The following is a 26,862-nucleotide window of genomic DNA, read 5'->3' as shown; positions in this document are numbered from 1 at the left end:
TTGACAGATGCAGCTAAAGAAATACGAAAACTCATAGCCTCAGTCGATGAGGATACCCTTATCGCACTGGCTAACAAAGGCACATACAAGCGTGCCTGCAAAGATGCCGAAGGCGCACCTTCCGATTTTACCGAGACCGATGATGGCATTGTTTTAGACTTTGGCGGCGAGACCGTCACGATAAAAGCACCCCTTGATAAAAGCATCTGCACCTGCCCGTCACGTGCCGTGTGCAGACATATCGTCGGAGCTCTTGTGGTGATGAAAGGTGTTATCCCCGCCGATGAAGCACCTGCCCCCGAACCTGTTCAGGAAACTCCCGCTGTACCCGCAGAGATACCCGCACCAGAGCCGGAAGAATCCGAACCGGAAACCATTTATCTCTCGGAAAAGGACAGGGCTAAAGTGCGTGCCTGTGCAGAACTGTGCAGAGGTCTTCTCGCTGAGATAATAGCAGAGGGACTTGTGCGCACCCCTGCGGATATGCCCGCAAGGATAGAAGCCGCCGCCGTAAAGTGCCACAGCGTAAAAGCCGCCGCAGCAGAAAAGATCATGCGTGAGATAGGCGGCAGGCTCTCGGACCATATCGAGCGCCGTGCGGCATTTGACCTTGATAAATTTACCGAAAGGCTGTTAAAATGCGATGAGCTTCTCCGCGAACTTGAAGAAAAAGATCTTACCGAAGACGACCTCGGTGAGTTCAAAAAAAAGTATACCACACTAGACGGAGATCTTTCTCTTATCCCCGTAGGTGCCCGTGATGTTGATATCGGAGATTACGTTGGGGAGATATTCTACTTTATCGATGAGAACAGAACATCGGGCAGAAACTTCCTGACCGTATCCGATCTCAGACCCGTGTTCTATGAAAGCGGAAAAAAACGCCGCAGAGCCCCCGCTGTATGCCCGTGGGATCTTGCTGTGCCGCTGAGATCTTTCATGAAGAATTCTCTCGTTCTTCACAATGCGAAAATAAGCGATGATAAATTATCCACATCGTCCGAAACGAGGGTAGTGAGCCAGTCAAAGGTTAGCCTTAATTCTCCTGTGGTATACGACCTTATAAAGGACGATTTCAGGGAGATAGCCATAGCCCTTGATACAGCGGGCGACCTTGAGACCGACAGGCTTTTCTTTGTAAGACCCACCGCCTGCCTTAGTCAGCGCTATGATAAGTACGACCAGCAGTTCATCATGGAGATAGAAGATGTCAACGGCTGTCATATAAACATAAAGGCGAAATTCCGCGCCGAGACCAAGGCTTTCATTGATACCCTTGAAAGGATAGGCAAGCGTATGCTGGCAGATAAGGACACCTGCTTCACTCTGCTTGCGGTGGCAAATATTGATGATGGCGAGCTGACAATTTTCCCCATTGAGATATATGATTTCATCGTACCCTTTGAATGCAGCGGCTACAAGCTCCCCGAAAGGTATGATGACGCAGCAGCCTATGCAGGCTACGCCGAAACTCTGCTCGACCTCTTTGCAAAACTAAATGGTATGATGAGTTCCATTATCCACTGCGGACTTCGCTCCGAGATACGCGATGATGAAAAGCTGATAAAATATGCAGGAAACTGCGGAATGAAAGGTCTTGCAGAACTGGCAGGAAAAGTGATCGATACCGCATCATCATTCCGACACAGCACGGGCGGTGATGCCCGTGAAATGCTGGAGAGCATGGAAAAGCTCTCGGCATATATCAGAACAGGTGAACAAAAACTTCAGACCATCAGCGCACTGTCGCAGATGCAGCCTGGTGATATTCGTGAATTAGACCCATAAACGAAAGGAGTAATCAACATGATATACGGTGATGTTTCTGAAAGCATGGCAAAGCTCGGCAAACTGCTGACGGGCATAGGAATGATATACACCAACGAGGATATATTTGTAAAATATATGGATATGGACTCGCCCCGTGATGACAGCCTGCTGAAAGAAGTAAAGACGACTTCCGCCTACGGCAAGTCGAAAAGCAATTTCGCTGGTTTTGAAAAGGCATTAAATACCACAATTTTACGCCCACGTGACCCCGAGCTGACAAGCAGGTTCATATGCTTTCTGTGGGCAGCCTTCGGTGCAAGCTGCACTGCGGACATGATGGTGATAGTCAACAGCTACGAATGTGAAAAATTCTACGATGTCCTTTATGAAAATCTTACTCCTTGGCTGGGCGAAAAAACGGCAAAGCTGTATGCCGAGGCAGGTTCAGCTATGATCGGTGTCGTTACAACGAGCGATCAGGAACTGATATATGACAAATACTCCACAGGCGAACTGGCAGCTTTGGCAGATATTATCCTTGAAACCAATAGCTGGGCTGCAAGTATACTGTACTCAATGGCACTTGATAAAGCAGATGAGAAAAAGGATGCTGTCATCATAAATAAGATAGTCGATCACGCGGTATCACTTAATATACCAAAGCCAAGCCGCTATTACGATAACTGGGACTACACTTTGCTGCTGGCTGAGTGTTTAAGATACACAGACAAAGTCAAGGATAAATTCGCGGAAAGATGCAAGACCGATATGTCAAAGGTACCTGATATTGTCCTGCGAAATAAGTGTTATAAAGCTCTTGATTCCTTCGATAAAGAAAGTACAGCCCGCAAGAACGGCTATGTAAAATTTCTGGTAGATCAATACTGTGAAGATGAAGAGATCCTGCCGCACCTTGAGTATATGGCAAAGGAACACACCGAAGTGTACACCTATTATATGACAAAAGAGACCGATGTAAGCGCAATAAGGTATATGGGTGATATACTCAAAAAGCTGGGTCTGCCCTGTCCCGATATTGACGCCGCTATCCTTGAAAAGGCGCTGACCATCGTAAGCAATACCCACCGCGACGATGCCACCGATATCATCGAATATGTCAAGGGCAGCAAGCCCATAGAGGAAGTTCTTGATAAAATGGTGGATGCACCCATGAACAGAGGGATGAATGAATACTTTGACTATTACCACGATATAGGTGCGGATAAATTCTTCTGCCGTTTCTTTGCGGCAGAGATGACAATAAACGGAGGATACAGCAAGACATGGATGGTGAAAAATGCAACAGGTCTTGATTTCGGCAAATACCCGAAAGAGGGCGTTGAGTGCCTTGTTACAGCAGGTCTGCCAATGAATGTTATACTCAGCTGTACCGCCGATTACATCGATAATCTCTACGACAGCAAAAATGATACCATCCTAAAAACAGCCGATGCAGCTGGAAAGTACAGAGACCTTCTGTTGAAAACCGAGCTTTCAAAGCTTTCCGCTACTGCAAGACAGATAGGCGTTATGGCATACGGTACAGACCCCGATACATTCAAGGATAAGATATTTGCTTCTGCCGATGACAGCAGTAAGGCAGTAAAAACAGCCCTCGCCAAGATACTCGGCAGCAAGCCCGAATGGAAAGATGATATCATCGCTCTGCTTTCAAAGAAAAAAGCTTCTTCCCGCGAGATAGCACTTGCAGCTATCGAAAGACAGGGAAGTGCCGAGTATAAGGAAGCCCTTGAAGCTGCTTTTGAAAGCGAAAAATCCGCTAAAATAAAGGATAAGATAGCTGTACTGATAGGTGCGGCAGTATCTTCCGACGGTGCATCAGCGGCAGCACCCCTTTCAGCTGTCGATATGTTGGAAGAACTTACCAAGGGCGGAAAGGCCAAGAAAGTCGCATGGGCATTTGAGGGCAGTAACTACACCGTCCACAATACAGAGGGCGGTGAAGTTGAACAGAAGTACCTTGAAGCATTGATACTGTGCTATGCGAATATGAGCGAACTGGGAGTAAGCACAGCCGCCAATAACCTTGCAGAGAACCTGAACACCCGTGAACTCAACACCTTTGTACAGAATGTTTTCGGCAAATGGGTTGACCTGGGCGCACAGGCAAAGACCAAGTATGTGCTGTATTTTGCGGCTATCCATGGCGGTGAGGCTATGGTGGATATCCTTATGCAGTACATCAAGCAGTGGGGCGAAAATTCAAGAGGTGCGATAGCCTCGGAAGCTGTACGCGCAATGGCACTCAGCGGAAGCACCACCGCCCTTATGAACGTTGACGGTATGTCCCGCAAGTTCAAAAACAAGATGGTTCGTTCTGCCGCCGCTGATGCTCTCAGCAACGCCGCAAAGGAACTGGGTCTTACCACCGAGGAACTTGCGGACAAGATAGTACCCGACCTCGGCTTTGATGAGAATATGTGCCGTGAGTTCGATTTCGGCCCCCGTCAGTTCAAGGTGTATCTCGGAACAGGTAATACCCTTGAGATATTCTGCGGAGAAAAGCAGGTGAAGAATTTGCCCAAGCCCGGTGCAAATGACGATGCCGAAAAAGCCGCCGCCGCATCAGCAGACTTCAAGGAGATGAAGAAGCAGCTGAAAACAGTTGCAACCAACCAGAAATCCCGCCTTGAAAGCGTACTTATGAACGACAGAAAGTGGACGGTCGATGGCTGGAAGGCTCTGTTTGTGAAGAACGCGGTTATGCACGGATTTGCAACAGGTCTTATCTGGGGACTTTACGATGCCGATGGCAAGCTGACGCAGTCTTTCCGTTACACCGAGGAGGGAAGCTTCAACACCGTTGATGACGATGAAACAGAACTTCCCGCAGAGGGTTCCATAGGTCTTGTACACCCGCTGGAACTTACCAGGGAGGACATAGACGCCTGGAAAGAACAGCTCTCCGATTACGAGATCGAACAGCCTTTCCCTCAGCTGGACAGAAAGGTATATACCATGACCGACGAGGAAAGAGAGTCCACTGAAATACTCCGCTTTGAGAATATCGAACTCAACAGTCTGTCACTCATAGGCAAGCTGACAAAGACAGGCTGGTATAAGGGCTACGCTGAAGATGCTGGGTTCTTCAACTATTTCTGGCGTGAGGATATCAGCAGCCGCGAGAACCTCCCAGACGGCACGACAGTAAGCAAGGGCGTTCATGCCGAACTGGAATTCTCTGGAGCAAGTATCGTAAACTACGATTTCGAGGGTGAAGATGTCACCGTCGGAAAGCTTGAACTCCACCGTCCCGGTGCCGACCACTACCGTTCAAAGCCGATAAAAGTCGGCGAGGTAGGTGACAGGTATTTCAGCGAAATTATCATGCAGCTGACAGCCGTTTTAGGCACTAACGAAAAAGAATAATATGAACATAAGTCCGACAGTTTTTGTGAATGTTGTCGGACTTTTTGCATATTATTTACATAGAATTCACAAACGCAAACGTTTACGTTGTTGACAAATCAACTTATTTGTGTTATACTACTCCACGTTAGGTTGATTTATCAACTTGTTTGATTTTTGTTAGGAAAGGGGCGATAGATTGGACAGATCACTGCTGGAACATCTGGCGGCACTGATGATACAGAAGACCCATTCTTTTGCAAGGATATATGCCTGTATCCCGGCATCAAAGGAACTCAATATCTCATCGGCGGTATGTCTGGGAATCATCAATGGTATCGAGGGCGGATGTTCGGCGACAGAACTGAAAGAGATGTCCTGCTACGATAAGGCACTGATATCCAGGATGCTGACGGATATGCAGAATGACGGATATATAATCCGAAATCCCGAGGATAAAGATAAGCAGAGGGGTATGCGCTATATCCCAAGTGAAAAAGGAAAAATACTCGGGGATATGCTTCAAGCTGAATTCCTGAAGATATCTTCGGAGGTATCAAAGGATATCCCAAAGGAAGATCTTGTAAAGTTTTATGAGGTCAGCTGTAAACTGATAAACAATCTGGGAGACTATTCCAGAGAACTTGAAACTATGAAAACTGAGAAGGGAAAGTAATGTATGTTAAGTTTGAATAACATAACCAAGGACTATGTAGTCGGCGACAGTACCGTACAGGCGCTCCGCGGTGTCAGCATTGATTTCCGTGAGAACGAGTTCGTATCCATACTCGGACAGTCGGGCTGCGGCAAGACAACTTTGCTGAACATCATCGGCGGCCTTGACAGGTACACCTCGGGCGACCTGAACATCAACGGAAAGTCCACCAAGGATTTCAAGGATGCTGACTGGGACAGCTACAGAAATCATTCCATAGGCTTCGTATTCCAGAGCTATAACCTTATACCCCACCAGACGGTGCTTGCAAACGTTGAGCTTGCGCTGACACTTTCGGGCGTATCAAAGGGCGACAGAAGAAAAAGAGCTGTGGAAGCACTCCAGCAGGTAGGTCTCGGCGACCAGCTGAACAAAAAGCCGAATCAGATGTCGGGCGGTCAGATGCAGCGTGTTGCGATTGCACGTGCTCTCGTAAACGACCCCGATATACTTCTGGCGGACGAACCTACCGGCGCACTGGATACGGAGACCAGCGTGCAGATAATGGAGATACTCAAAAAGATCTCCAAAAACAAGCTGATAATAATGGTAACCCATAACCCCGAGCTTGCCGAGCAGTATTCATCACGTATAATCAGGCTTCTCGACGGTAAGGTGACCGATGATACCGACCCGTTCAAGGCGGAGATCAAAAAGGATAAAAAGACGGCACAGGAGAAAAAGGCAGAGCGCAAGAAGCTGAAAACTTCCATGAATTTCCTGACAGCGCTGTCACTCAGCCGAAACAACCTGATGACCAAAAAGGCAAGAACTCTGCTGACTTCATTTGCGGGTTCCATAGGTATTATCGGTATCGCGCTGATACTTTCAATATCAAACGGCGTGCAGATATATATAGATCAGGTGCAGTCGGATACGCTATCGACTTTCCCTCTGACTATCGAAAAGACCACCACCAGCCTCAGTGAGATAATGGACTCAATGGCTGAAGCCCGTGATGCTGAACCCGAACACGGCATGGATAAGGTTTATTCACAGAACCGCATGGCTCAGATGATAAATACTCTCATGCAGGAGACCAAGGTGAACGACCTTGAAAAGTTCAAGACTTTCCTTGATAACAACGATGAGATAAAGAAACTGACCACCGATATAAAGTACAGCTACGCTACCAAGCTGAATGTATTCAAGGCTGATACCTCCGATGGTGTATATCAGGTAAACCCCTCGCAGGTACTGCTGGATATGGGTTATCTCAGCGATACACAGATGATGGGTATGTCCATGGGCGGTTCAATGGGCATGGGCAGTATGGATGTATGGTCCGAGATGCTTGATAACGATGACCTCATCAAAGCGCAGTACGATGTAGTAGCAGGACATATGCCTGAAAACTATAACGAGGTAGTGCTGATAGTTGACAAGCATAACGAGATAAACGACTACATACTCTACTCACTGGGTCTTCTCGATTCTACCGAGATAAACGGCATAGTACGCCGTGCAGTTATGGGTGAAGATGTACAGTTGAAAAACGAACAGCACAGCTACACCTACGATGAACTTCTCGATCTGGATTTCATGGTCGTTCCCACCACTGATTTCTACCGTAAAAATGGCGGTATCTGGGAGGATATGCAGGAGGACGAAGCTTATATGACCGATGTTGTCAATAACGGTCTGAAAGTAAGCGTTGTAGGTATCATACGCCCCAATGAGGACGCAACTGCTACTTCACTCAACGGCGGTATCGCTTATAAGCACGAGCTGATGGAGTATCTCGTGAACAAAGTTAAGGACAGCGAGATAATAAAAGACCAGCAGGCTTCACCTGATATCGACGTATTCTCAGGTCTGAAATTCAAGCCCGAAAATGCAGATGCAGAAGAGGAAGAAAAGACTTCCGATGAAAACCCCACATCTGCTGAAACTGCTGACAGCACACAGGCAGACAAGACCGATATATTAGCAGGTCTTACCGATGAACAGAAGGCGGCACTCATGCAGGGTCAGAAGCCCGAGGGCATGAGCGATGATGACTTCGCGGCTATAATGTCACATATGCCGACCGAGGTACCTGCTGCCGCTGAACAGCCTCAGCTTACCGATGAACAGCTTGCCGCACTGATGGCAGGTCAGCTCCCCGAGGGTATGACCGAGGAAGAAGCTGCTGCACTGATGGCACAGGGCGGTACACAGCAGCAGATGTCCGAACTTACAGATATGGGCATGGACGCTATGTCCGGACTGGATATGGATGCTATGAAGAACGGCGGAAACGGCGGCTTTATGGGTGGCATGACCGACCAGCAGAAGGAATTCCTTGCAAGCCTTACCGATGAACAGCTGGCTATGATGCAGAACATGATAACCGAGTCGGCTAAGACTAATGCAGATGCCCTTGCTAACAGCGGAAAGTACTCCACATCAACATACGATGCAAATATGATGACCCTCGGTTATGCAACACTTGAAAGCCCCAGCGGTATAAACATCTACCCCAAGGATTTCGCCGCTAAGGAGCGCATAGTTGATATAATAGATGAATACAACAAAGAAGCTGATGAATCTTCCAAGATAGAGTACACCGATATCGTCGGCAAGATGATGTCCTCGGTCACTTCCATCATCAATGCGATAAGCTATGTGCTGATAGCATTTGTGGCTATCTCTCTGATAGTATCATCTATCATGATAGGCATAATCACCTACATCTCCGTTCTCGAAAGAACCAAGGAGATAGGCATACTGCGAAGCATAGGTGCTTCAAAGCGCGATATCTCCCGTGTGTTCAATGCTGAGACTGCTATTGTAGGATTTGTAGCGGGTATACTCGGCGTAGGTATTTCCTACCTGCTGACAATACCCATCAATATGATAATCGCCCACCTTACCACAGTACCCATGAGGGCATCGATACCTGTTGCGGCAGCTATCCTGCTTGTGGCGATAAGCATTCTTCTCACTCTGGTGGCAGGTCTGTTCCCATCCCGCATTGCTGCAAAGAAAGACCCTGTTATCGCACTCAGAACAGAATAAGTATTTTAGAGCTGTCCGTTATTGTGGACAGCTCTTTTTGTGCATAAATAACCCGGAAACGATATCTGCTTCGTTTCCGGGTGTTTTTTTCTTATGTCAGCTCAGATAATTCTGAACTGCCTTGCTGTAATTGTACAGCGCCCTGACAGTGCTGCAAAGCTGTGCTTTTGAAGAATCATTCTCGTAGTGGAGAAGAGTTTCATAGACGTATGTCATGGGGCTAAGTGTTTCCTTGCCGCCGTCTGCGAGGGAGACAGTGAACTTGTTTTCAAGATTATCGGCTGTGATATCGGGTATCTCCACATAGTTCATTCCCGACGCGGTGCCTGTAACAAATGTTACGCTCTTGCCCTTGCTGTCAGTTACCTTGCAGTTATCGATACTGCCTTTGAAATACAGCCTGAGAGCCGTATTTGAACGGAGAAGCAGGGACTGTCCGTAGTACACAGTAGTTTTGCCTGCGGTAACAGAAGGTGCAAAGTTCTTGACGTCGCTTGCTTTAAGACCTGTCACGGTCTTATCGGGCGTGCCGTCATCGAAGAATGCCTTTGCATTATTGCCGTATATCTTTACGGATTCGGCGAGTGCCGCAAGCTTTTTGTCACTGCTCTTGCTGAGAGTGTTGAGGTAGTCCGTGGGGCTGTACTCAAAGCTCTTGACAAATGGCGTATCATTCATCAGCGAGAAGTTTGTAGTTGTGCTGTTGCCGTAACCAAAGCTTATCTTTACATTTTCGTTTATATCCTTGGCGGACATATAGTAAGTAGCCTTGTATCTGCCGTTTTCATCGGGGGTTATATCGCTCAAAGGTATCTTGGTATCGCCTGAGCTTCCGCTGAACACTATATAGCCGTTATAGCCGTTTTCTGTAATCATCTTTGCGGGTTTGAAATAAACATTAAGACCAATCTGACTTCCAAGTGTAATACTGACACCGCTGATATAAGTTGTAGAAACATAATATTCGCACTCAGAAACAACTACGTCACCTCCGATGGTGAACGTTAGGGTACCATTTTTGTTATCAGTTTTGTAGTTTAAGAGGTTCGTCATAATAAGTTTTGTAACAGTGAACTCCTTGCGGTATTTCAATGTTATCTTTGTACCTGCTGTATACTTACCGTTAACAGCTGGTCTGTCGGAAGAAACTATATCCAAAGCTTCGGGGATATTCAAGGAGTAAAGCTTGACTGTTTTGGTGTCGATGTAGGTCTTTCCACCGAAATAAACTGATGCGGTATACTGAAGGTCACCGTTGCTGTTGACGGAAGAAGTCACATTTGCCTCAGCAGACTGAGTTTCGGAACAGCCTGTGCATTTGAATACTGCGGTAGCACTGCTCATATCCTCTGACCAGTTCCAGGTCGGCTTTGAAGTATAGCTGTGTTCATGGGCGGGGGGAGTATAGGGTTCATCTCCCAGGTCGTACACAGCGGTGTATGTGGGAGTACCCGAATCGTTTGGTGAAGACTTGTATACAGCATACACCTTGCCGTTATCGATATAACAGCCGTAAATGCTCTTGCCCGAGGGCTTGCTTGGCTTTACAAGAACACCGCTTTCAGAAGTTGCGGGATCAAACCAGCATATGGAATCGGGGGTGTTGTAATAAAGCTTGCTGCCGTGCTTGAAAAGTCCTGTATAAATGCCCATCCAGTATCCCTGGCTTCCTGCCGACCATACCATGTTATCAAGCCTTGAAACGGAAGTACGTTCAAGCTTGCCGCTGTTCTGACCGAGAACTATGTCAAGTTCAACGAGCTGTCTGTCACGAGTGCCTGAGCCTGCATAAATGGCATACAGCTTACCGTTAAGCTCGACGATGGCAGTATCCAGATCCTTTATGCCCGAATTATCAAAGTAAGTGTCATCGGGATAGATGGAATCATAGTCCTTGTGTTTATTATCGCTTTTCAGGGCGGTATCGCCCAGTCCGAAATAGGTGTGCAAAACTCTGCCGTTGACATTGGGCGTAGGGTCGTCCCAGGTGATATCTATATTGAAATATCTTCCCGGGATAAGCTCGGTCTTCAGCCACTCATGGTTCATCGTATCGGAGAAAACTATCTCGGAACGTATGCCGCACTGGGAGAGGAGATATGCATACACCTTTGAATAAAGGTCGCAGTAGCCTATCTTTTCTATCATGAAGCTGTAAGTTTCCTTGTCAGCCACACTGGGTAACTCATAAGCCACATCGTTTACTATGGCATCGTGCAGGACAAGGGCTATTTCAAGGTTTGACATACTGTCGTTGACCAGTTCAAGGTACTTATCAGCCTCGTTATAGAACTCGGAGAGCATACTCATCGCTGAATCTTTATCAACGGAATATACCGGTTGTATCCTGGTGATATATGAACCGCTTGAATAATACCTTGTGGATCTCCAGAAAAAAAGTTCGGGATAATTAGCCTGAACAGCTGACTGAAAATTAGGTAGATCATCTGAATTCGCTCTGAGTTTCAGGGCGCTGATATCTATAAAATCGGAGCTGTAGGAAAGTACTGCTTCGCCGATGGTTTTGATATAGTTTTCGCGGGCTTCCATAACGCTCTGGTCATAATCTATCATTGATGGATCGGTCTGTGTTGCCGCCCATGCGGGGATAGAAGTAAAAGCCATATAAATAGCTGCAGTGATGGAAGCAAATTTTCTTATCACCGGTTTTATCATTTGTTATACCTCCTTAAAATATTGTTAATAGTGTATAAAAAATCTCAAAATTCTATATATATTATATCACATCTGTGCATGAAAGTCAATGTAATAAATGCAGATAAAATGGATGTCAAATATGTTTATAACCTACAATTTACGCATTTTTATCTGATACTTTTTGCCTAATTTGTTTCCGCTGTTTGAACGATAATATTTGATTGTCAAGATGCTGCACTTTATATCAAAATAATTAGTCTCTCCTCAATTCAAATAAAACCTTCGTAGTATCGACAAAAGCGATAAAACATGGTATAATAGAAGTGCAGGAAAAAGCCGGAAAACGAGAAAAAAAGCTTGCACTTTGGAGGATGCCATATATAAGTTCAAGAGAGAAAAGCAGATTTCATTTACCGATTTCAATCAGCCGATGGGACTGCAAATGAACCCGGATAACCGCTGGGTGAAGAAAGCAGCAATGATCCCGTGGGAAACGATCGAGGCTGAGTATGCGAAGCTGTTCCCGAGCCATACCGGTATGCCTGCAAAGCCCCTGCGCATGGCACTCGGTTCGCTGCTTATTCAGAAGCAATATCACTATCCTGATGAGGAACTGGTCGAAGGCGGGCGCATCGTAATTTCAGGCGGAAACTATACTCTTGAAAACAGTATCTCTGAGGAGATCACACGGAAAGGAAGCGCTATTATGAGGATAGCAGTAACATACGAAAACGGACAGATATTCCAGCATTTTGGCAGAACAGAGCAGTTCAAGCTTTATGATGTTGCCGACGGAAAGATCATCAGTGAACAGATAGTCGGAACGATGGGCGCAGGACATGGTGCTCTTGCAGGATTTCTGAAAAATGCTCAGGCTGATGTTCTTATCTGCGGAGGTATCGGCGGGGGAGCGCAGATGGCTATGCAGGAAGCAGGCATCGCTCTTTACGGCGGCAATATGGGTAGTGCAGATGATGCTGTTGCTTCATTCCTTGCAAATACACTTGTTCAGAACGAGAACCCCACCTGCGATCATCACCATGAACACGGCGAGGGTCATTCCTGCGGAACTCACAGCTGTGGTGGTCACTGATGAAGTACGATCATACTGAAAAGGCGGTCAGCCTTTTTACTCAGGGATGTAACTGTGCACAGGCTGTTTTTGCCGCGTTTTCCGATGTTACAGGAATGGATGAGGAGCTTGCCAAAAGGCTGTCATCCTCCTTTGGCGGCGGTATGGGAAGAATGAGAGAAGTCTGCGGCACCTGTTCGGCAATGTTCATGGTAGCAGGTATCCTTTACGGTGAGGGAACCGAACAGGATGACAAGCTGAAAGCCGAACATTACAAGCGTATACAGTATCTCGCGGATGAATTCCGCAAGGAGCATGATACTATCATATGCCGTGACCTTTTGAAAGGTCTGGCGGTAACAAGTGAACCCACTCCCGAAAAACGCACCGAGCAATACTACAAAGTAAGACCATGCGCGAAGTTCGTCAAAACAGCGGCAGAGATACTTGAACGCTATCTTGAAGAAAATCCGCCTAAGAAGTAATAATCTGTAATGAGTATCACATCAAAAAGAAATGAGGTACGTCCGTCGGGCGCACCTCATTTTTATATTATTGATCGATCATCAGGAGTTACTGTTTAACCCGTTCCTCGAAAAGCTGATTATGCAGTCAGGCTCACGGCTGCCGAATATGTTATCTCCCCACGCAAGCCATATCTCGCCACAGGGGGTACCGAGCCAGAGCGCTCCGTTAAAGCCATATTCCTCGGGCGTGAATATTTGGGAAGGTTCTCCGTACATTTCTATGAACTGCGCATAAAGCCTGTCATAGCTTTCCTTGCAGTCAGAAGACGAGGGGTCATTGTCCTGTGCGGTGTTCAGGTCAGGATTTTTGTGAAAGCCCGCAGTGTATATGGTCTTGTCATCATAGTCATAATCAACACTCATGTAAGAAAACTTCTCGCCCAGCACCGAAACACCATCATTGTAATCAAACTGATTTGACAGGTATATCTTATCAAGAGCGTTCCTGAATTCTCCGAGCTCGGTCACTTTGTCTGTTTCACCGAACACGCTTTTTAAAAATTCCACCGCGGTATCATATTCGCTGGGATATACTTTTTCGGAGAACTGCTCAAAGAATGCTATATCATCTGAGGTCACATCCGCGCTGTTATCAGGCTGAATGTCCTGCTGTGAGCTATCTTCTTCCACTGCACTGCTTTCTTCGGGAACTATTTCCGTCTCTGCTGCAGAACTGCTCTCTGTTTCCAACGTCATGCTGCTTTCTTCGGGCGCTTCAACACTTTCGGCAACAGAACTGCTTTCTGTTTCCGCAGGTTCGGCCGCAGTGCTTTTGCTGTTACTGCTGTTTTTTTCAACATTGCCGCAGCCTATAAGCCCAAATGCCATTATAGCCGCAAGCGCTCCTGCAAGAATTCGTTTTGTTTTCATTTTTTTACTCCTTTTTGATTCCATTTTACAAAGGTATATTTCAATTATATCATACCACTAACATTTAGTCAAATGCTGAAATTCATTGATCTTGTCCGTGTCATTTTCAAGAAAAGGCGCGTAAACAGCTTGGTGCCGTTTACGCGCTTTTCCGATCGTTTTGTTATCTCAGTTCGATAATATTATTCTGCGGGATTCAGAGCCAGCAGGTCAGCTGTATTTAAATTCTTATCCATGTCAGCAGTTTTGTTAGTGAAATCCACTGCAAAATCGCCATATATTACCGACTTGTCTGTTTCATCGCTTGTAATTATAATTGTGAACTTCTCAGTGCCAATGCCTTCCAGGTCAAAGTCGAATGTTTTTACCTCTCCAAGCGTATCTGCATTTATGGATTTTGTATACTTCACTGTTCCGTCACCGTCACAGAGATCGATACGGTAGGTGCCGTGCAGATCTGCGGGCAACGGTGTGCTTATTGTCAGCTTGACAGGTTCAGTCACGCCCTCAGAAACACAGATGGTTATATCGTCGTACTTGTTAAGTGTTGTATCAGGCTCGGCAGACTGCTTAACGACAGTACCCTTTTCTTCACTGCCCAAGACCCATTTTGACCTTACACAAAGACCGCTCTCTTTCAGAAGCAGCATTGCTTCGTCCTTTTTCATGCCTACCACATCGGGTACTGTCACGGTTTCGGGTTCACCGGTTTTGCCACTTGAAATAAACAGCGTTATCTTACTCTCAACAGCAGCCTCAGTTCCTGCGGGTGGGTCAGTCTTTATAGCAATGCCCTCGGGGACTTCTTCATCGTATATCTCCTTTACAACAGGGTTGAATCTTGCTGCATAGAGCAGACTTTCAGCAACTTCACGTTCCGATCCTGATACATCGGGAATAATTTCCTTCATTTTGCCTTTGCTGACTTTCAGCTCAAGAGAATCGCCTTCCTTGAAAGGCGTGCCTGCCGGAGTATACTGTCCGAAGATGATGCCCTCTTCGTACTCTGTGTTGTAATCGTAGCCTACATCGAAACTCAGCTTTCCGTCGTACTCTGCGAGTACATCTGTCAGCTTTCTGCCTACCAGATCGGGAAGGAGTTCTTCTGCGTTATCATCCATAGTGTCGGTATCCTCAGCATCGGTTGATTGATCCTCAACTGTAGGCTGACCTGCGGGCTCGGGTATATCGGCATTGATATTGTTCATATGGAGCATACCCACTGTGACCGCGCCAACTGTCAGAACTGCGATGCAGGCTGCAATGATACCGCCGCGTTTTACCTGTATCCTGCCTCTGCGAACCTCTGTATCATCCGTTTTTGATGCTGTTATATTCTTTCGTTTTTCGTTGATTATCTCGTTCATCTCAAATCCTGCCTTTCTCATTACGGAGGAAAGTACACGCTTCTTTTGGGCATCGGTGACTTCGGCATTTTCTTCAAAACCCGCAAAGGTATCCTCGAAAAGCTCTGCGTCCTGCACGGAAAGATCAATTTTCAGTTCATCATTTTCACGCTTCATTACGCTTCCTCCTTTAGTATTTTTCTCAGCTTGACAAGACCTCTCGATACTCTCTTGTCTACCGCTTTAGGATTTAAGTGAAGTTCTTCGGCGATCTCCTTTGTTTTCTGACCGAAGAAGTATTTTCGGATAAATATGCTTGTATCAGGTTCGCCCAGCTTTTTTACTGCCGCGGCGAGAGTGGTACGGTTATCAGACAATGGCTCCTGCGCAGGTATCTCTCCCGCATCTTCCAGTGGAAGGATATCCGGGGAAGATATGTGTTTGCGGAACACATCGGTGCAGTGTCTTCCCGCTATCACGGAAAGGTACGCCCTCACCGAACGTATATCAAAGCCGTTGCTCTGACCCGTCTGATAGAATTTGAAAAATATATCGCTGACCGCTTCTTCAATATCCTCGCTGCTGCAAATGCCGTTCAGTTTTGTACGCGCTATTTTCATAACATAAGCCGTATACCTGTCGACCACAGCCGCAAGCCCCGCTTGGGGTGAGCTTTTCAGCTTTTCGATAAGTTCTTTATCCGTCATACAATGACCTCACTTTTTGAAACGTTTCACTATGTTAGTCGTATCCGAAGCAGGAAATGAGACATCATCGGAAGAAAATTATAACAGATTTTTGTTAACATTTCATGAACGTGCGGAGGGCAATCGTTTTCCGTTGCGGGGAACGAACATTTTTGTTAAATGAATGAAATTTATAAAAACTATCGACATCTTTAACACAGTATGTTACAATTACATAAAGATTAACGGGGTGTTACTGTTATTATTTGGTAAAAAGTGATGTACAGGCGCTGATATAAAACACGAACTTAAACAACAAACTAACAAAAAATCCACTGCTGTAAGGACTTAGTTCTATCTATCCAAATACACATATCGACATTCACGGGGCAGAGAACCTGAGCTGTCGATATTTTAAATGTATCCATCAAAAAGAGAAAAGCAGCAGTATTTTCAGGAACGAATACTGCTGTTTATTATTATCATAAAAATCAAAATGTGATGTGAGCGCGTGTTTAATTTTTACAATGAATGTGAGGTGAAAACATTGGGAAGCATATTACTTAGTCTCTCCTCAATTCAAATAAAACTCTCGTAGTATCGACAAAAGCGATAAAACATGGTATAAGGATTATCTTGCTCTCGCAAAATGCAGAAAACGCGGTGCGAAAAAGATCAGAAAAGCAATCAAAAAGCAGCTGCAATACATCCGCCGCGATCTTGGATATATCTCGAATCTGCTGAAAAACAATGGTGTTGTGCTTTCAGAATCTGACGCATATTTACTCGATATTCTGGAGACAGTCTATTCGCAGCAGCAACATATGTTTGTCAGCAATACACATCGCATTGAAAATAGAATCGTCAGCATCAGCCAGCCATATATCCGACCGATCGTCAGAGAAAAAGCAAAATCTCCGGTTGAGTTCGGTGCCAAGCTGGATCTGTCTGTGGATGAAACCGGAATGTGCAGAATTGAAAAGCTATCCTTTGATGCCTACAACGAGAGTGCCGTTTTGAAAACTGCGCTCGAGAATTATAAGAAGCGCACAGGACATTATCCGGAGCGTGTACTCGCAGATCAGATCTATCGCAATCGGGATAACATTGCATTTTGCAGCAGTCTCGGCATTCGGCTTTCCGGAAAGAAACTCGGAAGGCCGAAGAAGGATGCAGACAGCAAGGCTGAGAAGAAAATCGCCTATCAGGATAATACCGACCGAATTGAAGTGGAGCGGAAGTTTAGTCTCGCGAAACGCAAATTCGGTCTGGGTCTGCTGCTTACAAAAAGAGAAGATACAACAAAAGCATCGATCGTTCTCAGCATCATTGCAATGAACATCGACCGTATTGCGGCGATGCTTTTGCGCCTTATTCAGTTTTTGCTGAATTTCGAGCTGTCATATGGCTTGTGGCGGTGCTCTTGAAATTATGCCTTAATGAGGAGAGACTAATTACCCTTATGCAGTATAACACGCCGTCTCATATCCCCGTAGTCATAATCGACGACTGCCTGCCATCGTGCGCATAAGCAGGTAAGAGTTTTGAAAGGGTTTTCACTATCAGTGATTTTGGTCGAAAAGTTGTACGTTTTTGTACAACTCTTGCAGAAATATGTCCGGGTTAAATTTTAAATCATTTGTCTGCACAATGTATCCGCTGAGGATATGTGAAGTCTGCACAGAGTTTTATGCAAGAAAAAAAGCCCTCGGAAAGGCTTGCACAGCATTTCCGAGGGCTTGGTTATGAGTATATGGTTTATATTTTGTCGGCTCCCTTATAAGAGTATTGTCTTGCTATCCTCTGCTCGGGGCGCTTGTCAAATGCGTAGAGGAATATCAGGAATGCCCACTCTAATGGTTTCATTACAATGTATATTATATCCGCTCTTGCAGGGGATGTGATCTTTCGTGAAAGCGGATAGCCGTGTGTATCATAGAATGTTCTTATCTTTTTATGTAATCTCGGAGTTTTCTCCTGTATCAGTTCTTCAAATGCATTCGCTATACACAACTGTCGGTTAACTACTATCGTTTCATTTCTTCGAGTGCCTAACCTTATTGGCTTTACCACTTTTTTATGTCCGCCTGCTGCAACAGTACACAGATAGTGTCCGTCATAATCTATAGGGGGCGGAGGTGTTTGCTGTGAAAATGTCCAGTCAGCGGTATCCGTGAATGCTTTGATAGGTGCGTCAAGTCCCTGACCCAGAAGAACGAATATGAGCTCCAGCAGTGCTATAACAAAGAAAAATACGATGAATACAAAGATAGAATATTTCGACAGGCTATTAATCTTATTGATAATAAAACTTAATTTTTTATGCTCGTTATTTTCTGCTATCCTTTCCCTGAAGATCTCTGCTTGTTCTTTCATATGTCTGTGGATGACTCTTGCCGATAAAAGCAGTATATTAAAATGATAAACATAGAGAAGACATTCTATGCTGTGCACATTTTTTAAGATGTGCATAGCAAATGTGAGCTGAAATAAATTCATAAGTATCAGAAAGCTGATAGAAATCGCAGATAACAATGGCGGTAATTTATCTGCACTTTTATTCAGCAAGATAAAATATCCGATAAATCCTAAAATGACTACAATATATATAGACGAATATTCAGATGAAATAGTGTTGTGGTATCGATCTGAAGCTATTTGCTCGTACCAGTCACCCGCACCTTCAAAGCTTAGATTGAACAGCAGAAAATATAATATTGCTCCGTAAAAGATAGTGTGATTTGCTATCAGTTTTTCCTGCTTTGGTTTTTCCGATAAGCAGTTACATACATTCCAGACAGTAAGAATTCCCGGAATGATAAAAACTAAAATTCCAATGATGATCAATGCAAAGGTACCTGTTATATTATTGTATTGCATCTAATATTTCTCCTTAAATCATTTTACTGAAAGGCGTACCTTTCAGCTTGATCGTATTATAACACATTATAATTCGTTTGTCAATACTATTTTATCGAGAAACAATAAAATAGTATCAGAAAACAAAAACTATATATCGTTTCATGGCTTGATATACTGCCGTGTCCGTTTGCTGACGTTTTTGCTAAAAAAGGAGTGTGCAGGGTCATTGTACGGTATTGCCTGTGGATATTTTACCGATATCACACCTGTTTTTTCATGCAAAAAGCCCCGCTCTCAGGGGGTGAGAGCAAGGGCTTTTCCGTATGTGTTGAAAATTACGGGCTGTCAGTATTAGTTTGCAACGTACATCTGTCTGTAGGGGTTGCTGCTGTCGGGGGTAACGACAGTGAAGGGGTGGTCAAGAAGCTCGTTGAGGTCATGACCGAAGTAGAAGCAGAATCTTCTCAGATAATGTGAGATATCCTTGAAATCCTCTTCATCGGCGGGGCGCACGTGAACCTGATGGGGGAAGTGGATACCCTTGCAGTCGGAGCGCAGGTACATTTTTCCGCCGTGCATACCTGTGGAGGGGAAGTTGCCTACGATGGGCTTGTCATCGCTGTTGAGACCAAGCACGATGATAGTGCCGCCTGCCTGATACTCGCCGAGGAAACTGCCTGCGCGTCCGCCGATGATGATGGCGGGCTGCTTATCCTTATAGGCTTTCATATGTATTCCCGAACGATAGCCTGCATCGCCCTGAACGTAGATACGTCCGCCGCGCATAGCGTAGCCCACAGCGTCGCCTACATTGCCGTGGATAACGATGGTGCCGTCGTTCATGGTATCGCCGACAGCGTCCTGTGCGTTGCCCATGACTTCTATCTTAGCACCGTTTAGGTATGCACCGAGGGCATTTCCAGGGATACCGCTTATTTTCAAAGTCTTATCGGAGATACCTGCCGCGATGAATCTCTGTCCGAGACAGTCGGTAATGGTACAGTTGCCGTGTACCTGTCTTAATGTTTCGTTGAGCTCTCTATAATCGAGCCCTGTTGCATTTATATTCATCATACCACACCTCCGAGTTTTGTTCTGCGCTTTTCATCAGAGAAGATAGCCAGCGACGGCATTTTCTTGACCTTTTCGGTCATTTCCTCGTCGAGGACTGTCTGTTCACGCACAAGAGAAGTATATATGCCTGCACGGTTAACATCTCCGATGAGCATATAGCCTGCAAGCTTGCTGTCCTTGAAATAAAGCCTTTTGATACCTTTATCCGTGCGTTCCTCATATATCTCGCCGTCCTCGGGATAAGCACCTGCTGTTGCACAGTGGAGACCGAAGAAGCCGATGGAGTTCATGGGGATAGCATCGGTTATCTCGGAAGAACCACCTGCCATATTTATGCCTGCACATCTGCCCTGCATATAGGCGCTTGGAAGTATCGCAAGTACGCGGTTTGCGCCGATGGAGCTGTCATAGCCCTCGGCACAGTCGCCTGCGGCATAGATGTTAGCGGCAGTGGTATCCATTCCGGTATCGATAATGATACCTCTGTTGATATCGCATCCTGCCTGCTTTGCAAGTTCAGTCTCGGCTCTTACGCCGACTGCAAGGACGAGGATATCGAAATCGACTTCTGCACAGCTTTTCATGTAAGCCTTGTTCTTATCGAACTTGACTGCGGTATCACCCAGCATGAAGCTTACGCCGTGGTTTTCAAGTTCTTTCTGCATATATGCTGCACACTCAGCATCGAGGATAGAGGACAGGACTCTGTCTGCAAGGTCACAGACGGTTATACTGCCTACTCTTTCAGCTATGCCCTCAGCGCATTTTAGACCGATAAGACCTGCGCCGACTATCAGTACTTTTGATTTTTCGGTGAGGACTTTTTCAAGGGCGAGAGCGTCATCGAGAGTCATGAAAGAGAACTTCTTCTTTACCTTGTCGAGACCCTCAAAAGGGGGAACGAAAGGTGATGAGCCTGTACATATACAGAGCTTGTCATATCCGAACCTGCCCTTTCCTTCGAGGATAGTCACCTGCTTTTTGGTGTCTATCTTTGCGGCTTTGCCGTATACTAAATTAACTTTGTTTTTCTCATAAAAATCTGCGGGGCGGTACTTCATTCTTTCGAGGTCTGTCTTTCCCTCAAGCAGATAGGATATAAGGGGGCGGGAGTAAACATGGTGTTCTTCGCCCGATATAACGGTGATAGCACCGTTGCTGTCGACACTCCTTATCCCCTCTATGCAGCCGACTGCGGCTGTTCCGTTTCCGATGATAACATATTCAGCCACTTTGCTCACCTCTCCTCATAAACTATGGCATTGTTGGGGCAGCCCTTTACACAGGCGGGGGAACCGCAGCTGTTTGCGAGACACAGCTCGCACTTCTGGGCTGCGCCCTCGGGACCTGCTGCAACTGCACCGTAGGGACATACGAGAACGCAGGTAAGGCAGCCGACACACTTGGTCTTATCGATCTTTACTGTACCGTCTTCGATAGATATAGCGCCTGCTATACAGCTTTTTACGCAGAGGGGGTCTTTACAGTGGCGGCAGGATACAGCATAGGTGATGCCGTCGGTTTCTTCGATGTGTATGCGGGGATAGATATCCTTGCCTTTCAGTGCTTTTACCATATCGCTTAGACCCGAATTGGCATATGCGCAGTTATATTCGCAGAGGTGGCAGCCAAGGCACCAATCCTCGTTTACAAATACTCTTTTCATCTTAATGACCCTCCTTATTCGCCTGCGTGGGAGATACCGAGTATCTCGAGTTCCTTATCGGTAAGCCCTACGCCGCGGAGCATAAGTCTGTTGCCGCGGAGGCTCTCGATGGAGTTGATACCCATTCCGCCCATAAGTTCCTTGATCTCGTGGCGCCAAGCGTCCATGAGGTTTACAAGTCTGCGTGAACCGACATCTGGGTTCAGGCGCTTAACAAGTTCGGGTCTCTGGGTGGCGATGCCCCAGTTGCACTTGCCGCTCTGGCAGGTACGGCAGAGGTGACATCCCATAGCCAGCAGTGCTGCTGTTGCGACATATACTGCATCTGCACCGAGGGCTACTGCCTTTACCACATCAGCTGCGGAGCGTACGCTGCCGCCTACCACGAGGGATACGTTATTTCTGATGCCCTCATCTCGCAGACGCTGATCGACGGAAGCCAGTGCAAGCTCTATGGGGATACCAACGTTATCACGGATACGTGTTGGTGCAGCGCCTGTACCGCCGCGGAAGCCGTCTATTGCGATGATATCAGCACCGCTGCGGGCGATACCGCTGGCTATCGCTGCGATGTTATGTACTGCTGCGACCTTTACGATAACAGGCTTCTTGTACTCGGTAGCCTCTTTGAGGGAGTAAACCAGCTGACGAAGGTCTTCGATGGAATATATATCGTGATGAGGTGCGGGGGATATAGCGTCCGAACCCTCGGGGATCATTCTGGTCTTGGAAACGTCGCCTACTATCTTGGCACCGGGGAGATGTCCGCCGATACCGGGCTTTGCGCCCTGACCCATCTTTATCTCGATGGCTGCGGCAGCTTCGAGGTAATCCTTGTGAACGCCGAAACGTCCCGATGCTACCTGTACAACGGTGTTGGGTCCGTAGATGTAGAAATCTTCATGGAGACCGCCTTCACCTGTATTGTAGCATATACCCAGCTCGGTAGCCGCACGGGCGAGAGAAGCGTGAGCATTATAGCTGATGGAGCCGTAGCTCATAGCCGAAAACATTACAGGCATGGAAAGTTCCAGCTGTGGAGTAGTTTCGGTGACAAGCTCGCCGTCCTCGTTACGCCTGATCTTTTCGGGCTTTTTGCCGAGGAATACCTTGGTCTCCATAGGTTCACGCAGTGGGTCGATAGGCGGGTTCGTTACCTGGGAAGCGTTTATCAGTATCTTATCCCAGTATACAGGCAGAGGCTTGGGGTTGCCCATTGATGAGAGCAGTACGCCGCCGCTGTTTGCCTGCTTGTATATCTCTTTGATAGTATCGTCAGCCCAGTTTGCATTCTCGCGCAGACGGCAGTCGCTCTTAACTATTTTGAGCGCTCTTGTGGGACATAGAGATACGCAGCGCTGGCAGTTTACACATTTTGTTTCGTCCGAAAGCATGATGCCGCGTTCGGGGTCAAAGCTGTGTACTTCATTTGCGCATTGTCTTTCACAGACACGGCACTGTATGCAGCGGTTATCGTTGCGCACTACCTCGAACTCGGGATATATAAAATGATCTATCATCAGAATTTACCCTCCTTGACTCTGACTATCACAGGCTCGCCGCCCGCAGGTGCGTAGAAGTTCTCTGCATCGGGCTCCATTACCCTAACAGCCGCTTCTTCGCTGGCTATGAATACTTTATCGTCCTTTTCGGCAGTTATCATTGAGCGGAGCTTCAGGCGGTCATTGAGTGCCATGAGTCCTCCGTTCCAGCCGTATACTATTGAAAAAGGTCCTGTTATCAGCAGACTGGGGAATACCTGTCTGAGGAACGTAAGTCTTTCTTTTTCCTTTTCGGGCTTCGAGTTTATCGTAGACCAGAAAGGTGCGGCGATAACGGAAGCGGCTTCCTCCATGGTAAGACCCTGTCTTCTCAGCAGATAATCCAGTATATAGGTTATGACCTCGGTATCGGTCTGCAATGTACATTTATAGCCGAACATCTCGATAAAGCGGCGGTTTGCATCGTAGGAAGATATCTCGCCGTTGTGGACGATGGAACTGTCCAGCAGGGAGAAGGGGTGAGCACCGCCCCACCAGCCGGGGGTGTTGGTCGGATAACGGCCGTGGGCTGTCCATGAATAGCCCTCGTATTCTTCAAGCTTGTAGAATACACCAACATCTTCCGGGTAGCCGACAGCTTTGAAACATCCCATATTCTTGCCGCTGGAGAACACGTATGCACCTTTCATCTCGGTATTGATCTTCATTACCGTGCGTGCAACGAATTCACTTTCATCGACCTGTTCCGATGCGACCATAGAACCCAGTGGAGCACAGAAGTATCTCCATATAATAGGTTCATTGGTTATCTGGGGAATCTTGCGGGTGGGTATCAGTTCACCCTTTACTATCTCGAAACGTTCCTTTAAGTAAGCTTCACATTCCTTACGGGTGGAACGGTGATCGAAGAAGATATGGAAAGCATACAGATCTCTGTATTCGGGATAGATGCCGTAAGCTGCAAATCCTCCGCCCAGACCGTTTGAACGGTCGTGCATTGGCTTCATTGCATTATAAATAACATCTCCCGTTATCCCTTTACCCTCTCTTGAAATGACTGCCGCTATCGCACAGCCCGACGGTATACGAACTTCGCCTTCAAGTTTCATTTTCAGCACTCCTTATCATAAAAAAACGTTCACCCTTTTTTATCGACGTGAATCGCTTCACGGCAATAAAAAAGAATGAACGCCATTGCTCATGCATTATTTGCAAGTATTATATCTCACAATTTCATTTTTGTCAAGGGGTTTTACAAGATTTGTGAAAATTTTGCAAGTTTTGCTTCGGTAACTTTCATGAGTTTTGTGAAAAATGTGCTTGACAAAACTCTTGCGATGGTGTATAATACAAACCATGGAAGGCAAAGAGGTCTTGAATGAAGCTTAGGTTTCAAGGCTCTTTGTCTTTTTTTGTTGACATTGGAAAGACAATGGAAAGTATAAAGTCTTTTCCGAATATAATTTTCTATATTTATAAGGCAATGGCGTCTTCGGTACAGGGATAATACTCTCTGTAAACCGGGGGCGCCTTTGCTGTATCGAACGGAGGAAATCATAATGAGTACGGTACCCGAATTGTTTGCGAGCAAGGTTTTTGATGACAGAGTTATGAAGTCAAGGCTGTCTTCAAAAGTGTATAAGTCACTGAAAAATACTATTGATATCGGTGAGAAGCTTGATATCACAGTTGCCAACGCAGTTGCCGAGGCTATGAAGGATTGGGCTATCGAGCAGGGAGCTACACATTATACTCACTGGTTCCAGCCCCTTACAGGCATCACTGCCGAGAAGCATGACAGCTTTATAAGCCCCTCACCTGATGGCAGAGTTATCATGGACTTTTCGGGCAAGGAACTCATCAAGGGCGAGCCTGATGCATCTTCGTTCCCTTCCGGCGGACTGAGAGCTACATTTGAGGCAAGAGGTTACACCGCATGGGATCCTACATCTTATGCATTCATCAAGGGCAAGACCCTTTGCATTCCTACTGCTTTCTGTTCTTACGGCGGTGAGGCACTGGACAAGAAGACACCTCTGCTGAGATCAATGGAAGCACTGAACAAGCAGGCACTGCGTATCCTGAAGCTTTTCGGAAACGATCAGGTAAGACACGTTACAACTTCCGTCGGACCTGAGCAGGAATACTTCCTTATCCCCAAGGAGCTTTACGATCAGAGAAAAGACCTTATCTATACAGGCAGGACACTGTTCGGTGCGAAGCCTCCCAAGGGTCAGGAACTGGACGACCACTATTTCGGAGTTATCAAGCCCAGAGTTGAGGCTTATATGAGCGACCTGAACGATGAACTATGGAAGCTGGGTATCCTTGCAAAGACTCAGCATAATGAGGTCGCACCTGCACAGCACGAGCTTGCACCTATCTATGCTACCACAAATATCGCCACCGATCACAACCAGCTGACTATGGAGATCATGAAGAAGGTCGCACAGAAACACGGTCTGGTATGTCTGCTGCATGAAAAGCCTTTTGACGGCGTTAACGGTTCGGGCAAGCACAACAACTGGTCTATCGCTACAGATACAGGCGTTAACCTGCTGACTCCCGGCGAGACCCCATATGAGAACGCTCAGTTCCTGCTGTTCCTGTGCGCAGTTATCAAGGCTGTTGACGATTATCAGGATCTGCTTAGAATTTCCGTTGCTACCGCGGGCAACGATCACCGTCTGGGCGCTAACGAGGCACCTCCCGCTGTTATCTCCATCTTCCTTGGTGAAGAACTTGAGGGTATCCTTGAGGCTATCGAGAACGATACTCCATATGCAGGCGTTGAGAAGACTGTCATGAAGCTTGGCGTAAGTGTTCTGCCAAGATTTACAAGAGATACCACTGACCGTAACCGTACTTCGCCTTTCGCATTCACAGGCAACAAGTTCGAGTTCAGAATGGTCGGTTCTGCTGACAGCATCGCTTGCGCTAATATCATGCTGAACTCGGCAGTTGCAGAGAGCCTGAAGATCTATGCTGACAGACTTGAAAAGGCTGATAACTTCGAGGAAGCACTCCATGAGATGATAAAGAAGACCATCACCGATCACAAGAGGATCATCTTCAACGGCAACGGCTATGATGATACATGGATAAAGGAAGCTACCGAAGTACGCGGTCTGCTGAACTACCGTACAACTCCCGATGCTATCCCTCATCTGATGGACGAGAAGAACGTTAAGATGCTGACCGCTCACAAGGTATTCACCGAGGCTGAGCTGCGCAGCCGTACAGAGATCACACTGGAGAACTACTGCAAGGCTGTCATCATCGAAGCTAAGACCATGGAGATGCTGGCACGCCGCGAGATACTTCCCGCTATCGAGGAATATGCTGCATTTGTTGCAAAGACCGCAAACGCTAAAAAATCACTGGCTACCGATCTTGCCTGCACCTATGAGACAGAGACCGTCAAGAAGCTTTCGGGCTATGCAAGTGAGGCTTATGCAAGCCTTGACGAACTTGACAGCGTTCTTGATAAGGTGAAGGATTCAGACAGCGTAACCGATACAGCTTACATCATCAGAGATGAGCTGCTGGGCGTTATGGAAAAGCTTCGTGCTTCCTGTGATGAGGCAGAGACCATCACAGCTGCCAAGTTCTGGCCGTTCCCGACCTACGACGAGCTGCTGTTCGGTGTTAAATAAGTTTTCTACTAAATCCTATCTTAAATTATAAGGAAATGGCTGCCACAGAAATGCGACAGCCAAGTTCCGTTTTTTCGGAGGAATCTAAT

The 26,862-nt window shown here is 46.5% G+C and carries 17 protein-coding genes and 2 pseudogenes; 9 read left to right on the top strand and 10 right to left on the bottom strand.

Going from position 1 to position 26,862, the window contains the following annotated elements; all coding sequences use genetic code 11:
• The 4 genes from N773_RS0106695 (at position 1) to N773_RS0106680 (ending at position 8,854) form a co-directional block, all read left to right on the top strand.
• Positions 1-1,788, top strand: a complete 1,788-nt coding sequence (locus N773_RS0106695; RefSeq protein WP_024857070.1) for a hypothetical protein — start codon at positions 1-3, stop codon at positions 1,786-1,788.
• Positions 1,789-1,806: 18 nt separating this feature from the next.
• Complete coding sequence (locus N773_RS0106690; protein WP_024857069.1) at positions 1,807-5,160, top strand: DUF4132 domain-containing protein; 3,354 nt, start codon at positions 1,807-1,809, stop codon at positions 5,158-5,160.
• Between the two features lie 178 nt (positions 5,161-5,338).
• Positions 5,339-5,815, top strand: a complete 477-nt coding sequence (locus N773_RS0106685; protein WP_024857068.1) for a MarR family winged helix-turn-helix transcriptional regulator — start codon at positions 5,339-5,341, stop codon at positions 5,813-5,815.
• Between the two features lie 3 nt (positions 5,816-5,818).
• A complete protein-coding gene (locus N773_RS0106680) occupies positions 5,819-8,854 on the top strand; it encodes an ABC transporter ATP-binding protein/permease (protein WP_024857067.1) in 3,036 nt (1,011 codons plus the stop codon).
• 96 nt (positions 8,855-8,950) lie between these two features.
• Here the strand turns inward: N773_RS0106680 and N773_RS0106675 are convergent, their stop codons facing one another.
• Positions 8,951-11,530 (bottom strand): hypothetical protein, encoded by a 2,580-nt coding sequence (locus N773_RS0106675; protein WP_024857066.1) that lies wholly within the window; start codon positions 11,528-11,530, stop codon positions 8,951-8,953.
• 412 nt (positions 11,531-11,942) lie between these two features.
• Here N773_RS0106675 and N773_RS22190 point away from each other — a divergent pair.
• The 3 genes and pseudogenes from N773_RS22190 to N773_RS0106665 all read left to right on the top strand — a co-directional run.
• Positions 11,943-12,134: pseudogene (locus N773_RS22190) on the top strand (IS5/IS1182 family transposase); the annotation flags it as partial.
• Positions 12,135-12,218: 84 nt separating this feature from the next.
• A complete protein-coding gene (locus tag N773_RS19895) occupies positions 12,219-12,605 on the top strand; it encodes a NifB/NifX family molybdenum-iron cluster-binding protein (protein WP_037290451.1) in 387 nt (128 codons plus the stop codon).
• A complete protein-coding gene (locus N773_RS0106665; RefSeq protein ID WP_024857064.1) occupies positions 12,605-13,069 on the top strand; it encodes a C-GCAxxG-C-C family protein in 465 nt (154 codons plus the stop codon). The genes N773_RS19895 and N773_RS0106665 overlap by 1 nt, the downstream gene beginning before the upstream one ends.
• Positions 13,070-13,150: 81 nt before the next feature.
• Here N773_RS0106665 and N773_RS0106660 read toward each other — a convergent pair whose 3' ends face one another.
• The 3 genes from N773_RS0106660 to N773_RS0106650 all read right to left on the bottom strand — a co-directional run bounded on the left by N773_RS0106660 (position 13,151) and on the right by N773_RS0106650 (position 16,034).
• Entirely contained in the window at positions 13,151-13,981 is an 831-nt protein-coding gene (locus N773_RS0106660) for a hypothetical protein (RefSeq protein WP_024857063.1), read from the bottom strand.
• A gap of 182 nt (positions 13,982-14,163) precedes the next feature.
• Positions 14,164-15,504, bottom strand: coding sequence for a PASTA domain-containing protein (locus tag N773_RS19890; RefSeq protein WP_024857062.1), 1,341 nt, complete (start codon positions 15,502-15,504; stop codon positions 14,164-14,166).
• Positions 15,504-16,034 carry an RNA polymerase sigma factor gene (locus N773_RS0106650; protein ID WP_024857061.1) on the bottom strand — a complete coding sequence of 177 codons (531 nt, stop codon included), beginning with the start codon at positions 16,032-16,034 and terminating at the stop codon, positions 15,504-15,506. The genes N773_RS19890 and N773_RS0106650 overlap by 1 nt, the downstream gene beginning before the upstream one ends.
• A gap of 605 nt (positions 16,035-16,639) precedes the next feature.
• On the opposite strand from N773_RS0106650, the pseudogene N773_RS0106645 reads away from it, so the two are divergent.
• Positions 16,640-17,440 (top strand): annotated as a pseudogene (locus tag N773_RS0106645) (IS5 family transposase); the annotation flags it as partial.
• Between the two features lie 331 nt (positions 17,441-17,771).
• Here the strand turns inward: N773_RS0106645 and N773_RS23395 are convergent.
• The 6 genes from N773_RS23395 to N773_RS0106615 all read right to left on the bottom strand — a co-directional run bounded on the left by N773_RS23395 (position 17,772) and on the right by N773_RS0106615 (position 24,226).
• Entirely contained in the window at positions 17,772-18,893 is a 1,122-nt protein-coding gene (locus N773_RS23395) for a DUF6688 domain-containing protein (protein WP_024857059.1), read from the bottom strand.
• Positions 18,894-19,226: 333 nt separating this feature from the next.
• Entirely contained in the window at positions 19,227-19,946 is a 720-nt protein-coding gene (locus N773_RS0106635; protein WP_347495435.1) for a glutamate synthase, read from the bottom strand.
• Entirely contained in the window at positions 19,946-21,181 is a 1,236-nt protein-coding gene (locus N773_RS0106630; protein ID WP_024857057.1) for an NAD(P)/FAD-dependent oxidoreductase, read from the bottom strand. Before N773_RS0106630 ends, N773_RS0106635 begins: the two co-directional genes overlap by 1 nt.
• A gap of 5 nt (positions 21,182-21,186) precedes the next feature.
• The gene (locus N773_RS0106625; protein WP_024857056.1) at positions 21,187-21,615 is read right to left on the bottom strand and encodes a 4Fe-4S dicluster domain-containing protein; all 429 of its coding nucleotides are present in this window, start codon (positions 21,613-21,615) and stop codon (positions 21,187-21,189) included.
• 14 nt (positions 21,616-21,629) lie between these two features.
• Positions 21,630-23,135 carry a glutamate synthase-related protein gene (locus tag N773_RS0106620; protein WP_024857055.1) on the bottom strand — a complete coding sequence of 502 codons (1,506 nt, stop codon included), beginning with the start codon at positions 23,133-23,135 and terminating at the stop codon, positions 21,630-21,632.
• Positions 23,135-24,226, bottom strand: a complete 1,092-nt coding sequence (locus tag N773_RS0106615; RefSeq protein ID WP_024857054.1) for a class II glutamine amidotransferase — start codon at positions 24,224-24,226, stop codon at positions 23,135-23,137. Before N773_RS0106615 ends, N773_RS0106620 begins: the two co-directional genes overlap by 1 nt.
• Before the next feature lie 450 nt (positions 24,227-24,676).
• On the opposite strand from N773_RS0106615, the gene N773_RS0106600 reads away from it, so the two are divergent.
• Complete coding sequence (locus N773_RS0106600) at positions 24,677-26,773, top strand: glutamine synthetase III (protein ID WP_024857052.1); 2,097 nt, start codon at positions 24,677-24,679, stop codon at positions 26,771-26,773.
• Positions 26,774-26,862 lie beyond the last annotated feature (89 nt).

The organism is Ruminococcus albus AD2013, assembly GCF_000526775.1.
Taxonomy (GTDB): domain Bacteria; phylum Bacillota; class Clostridia; order Oscillospirales; family Ruminococcaceae; genus Hominimerdicola; species Hominimerdicola alba_A.
This window is presented reverse-complemented; position numbering and strand designations above follow the sequence as displayed.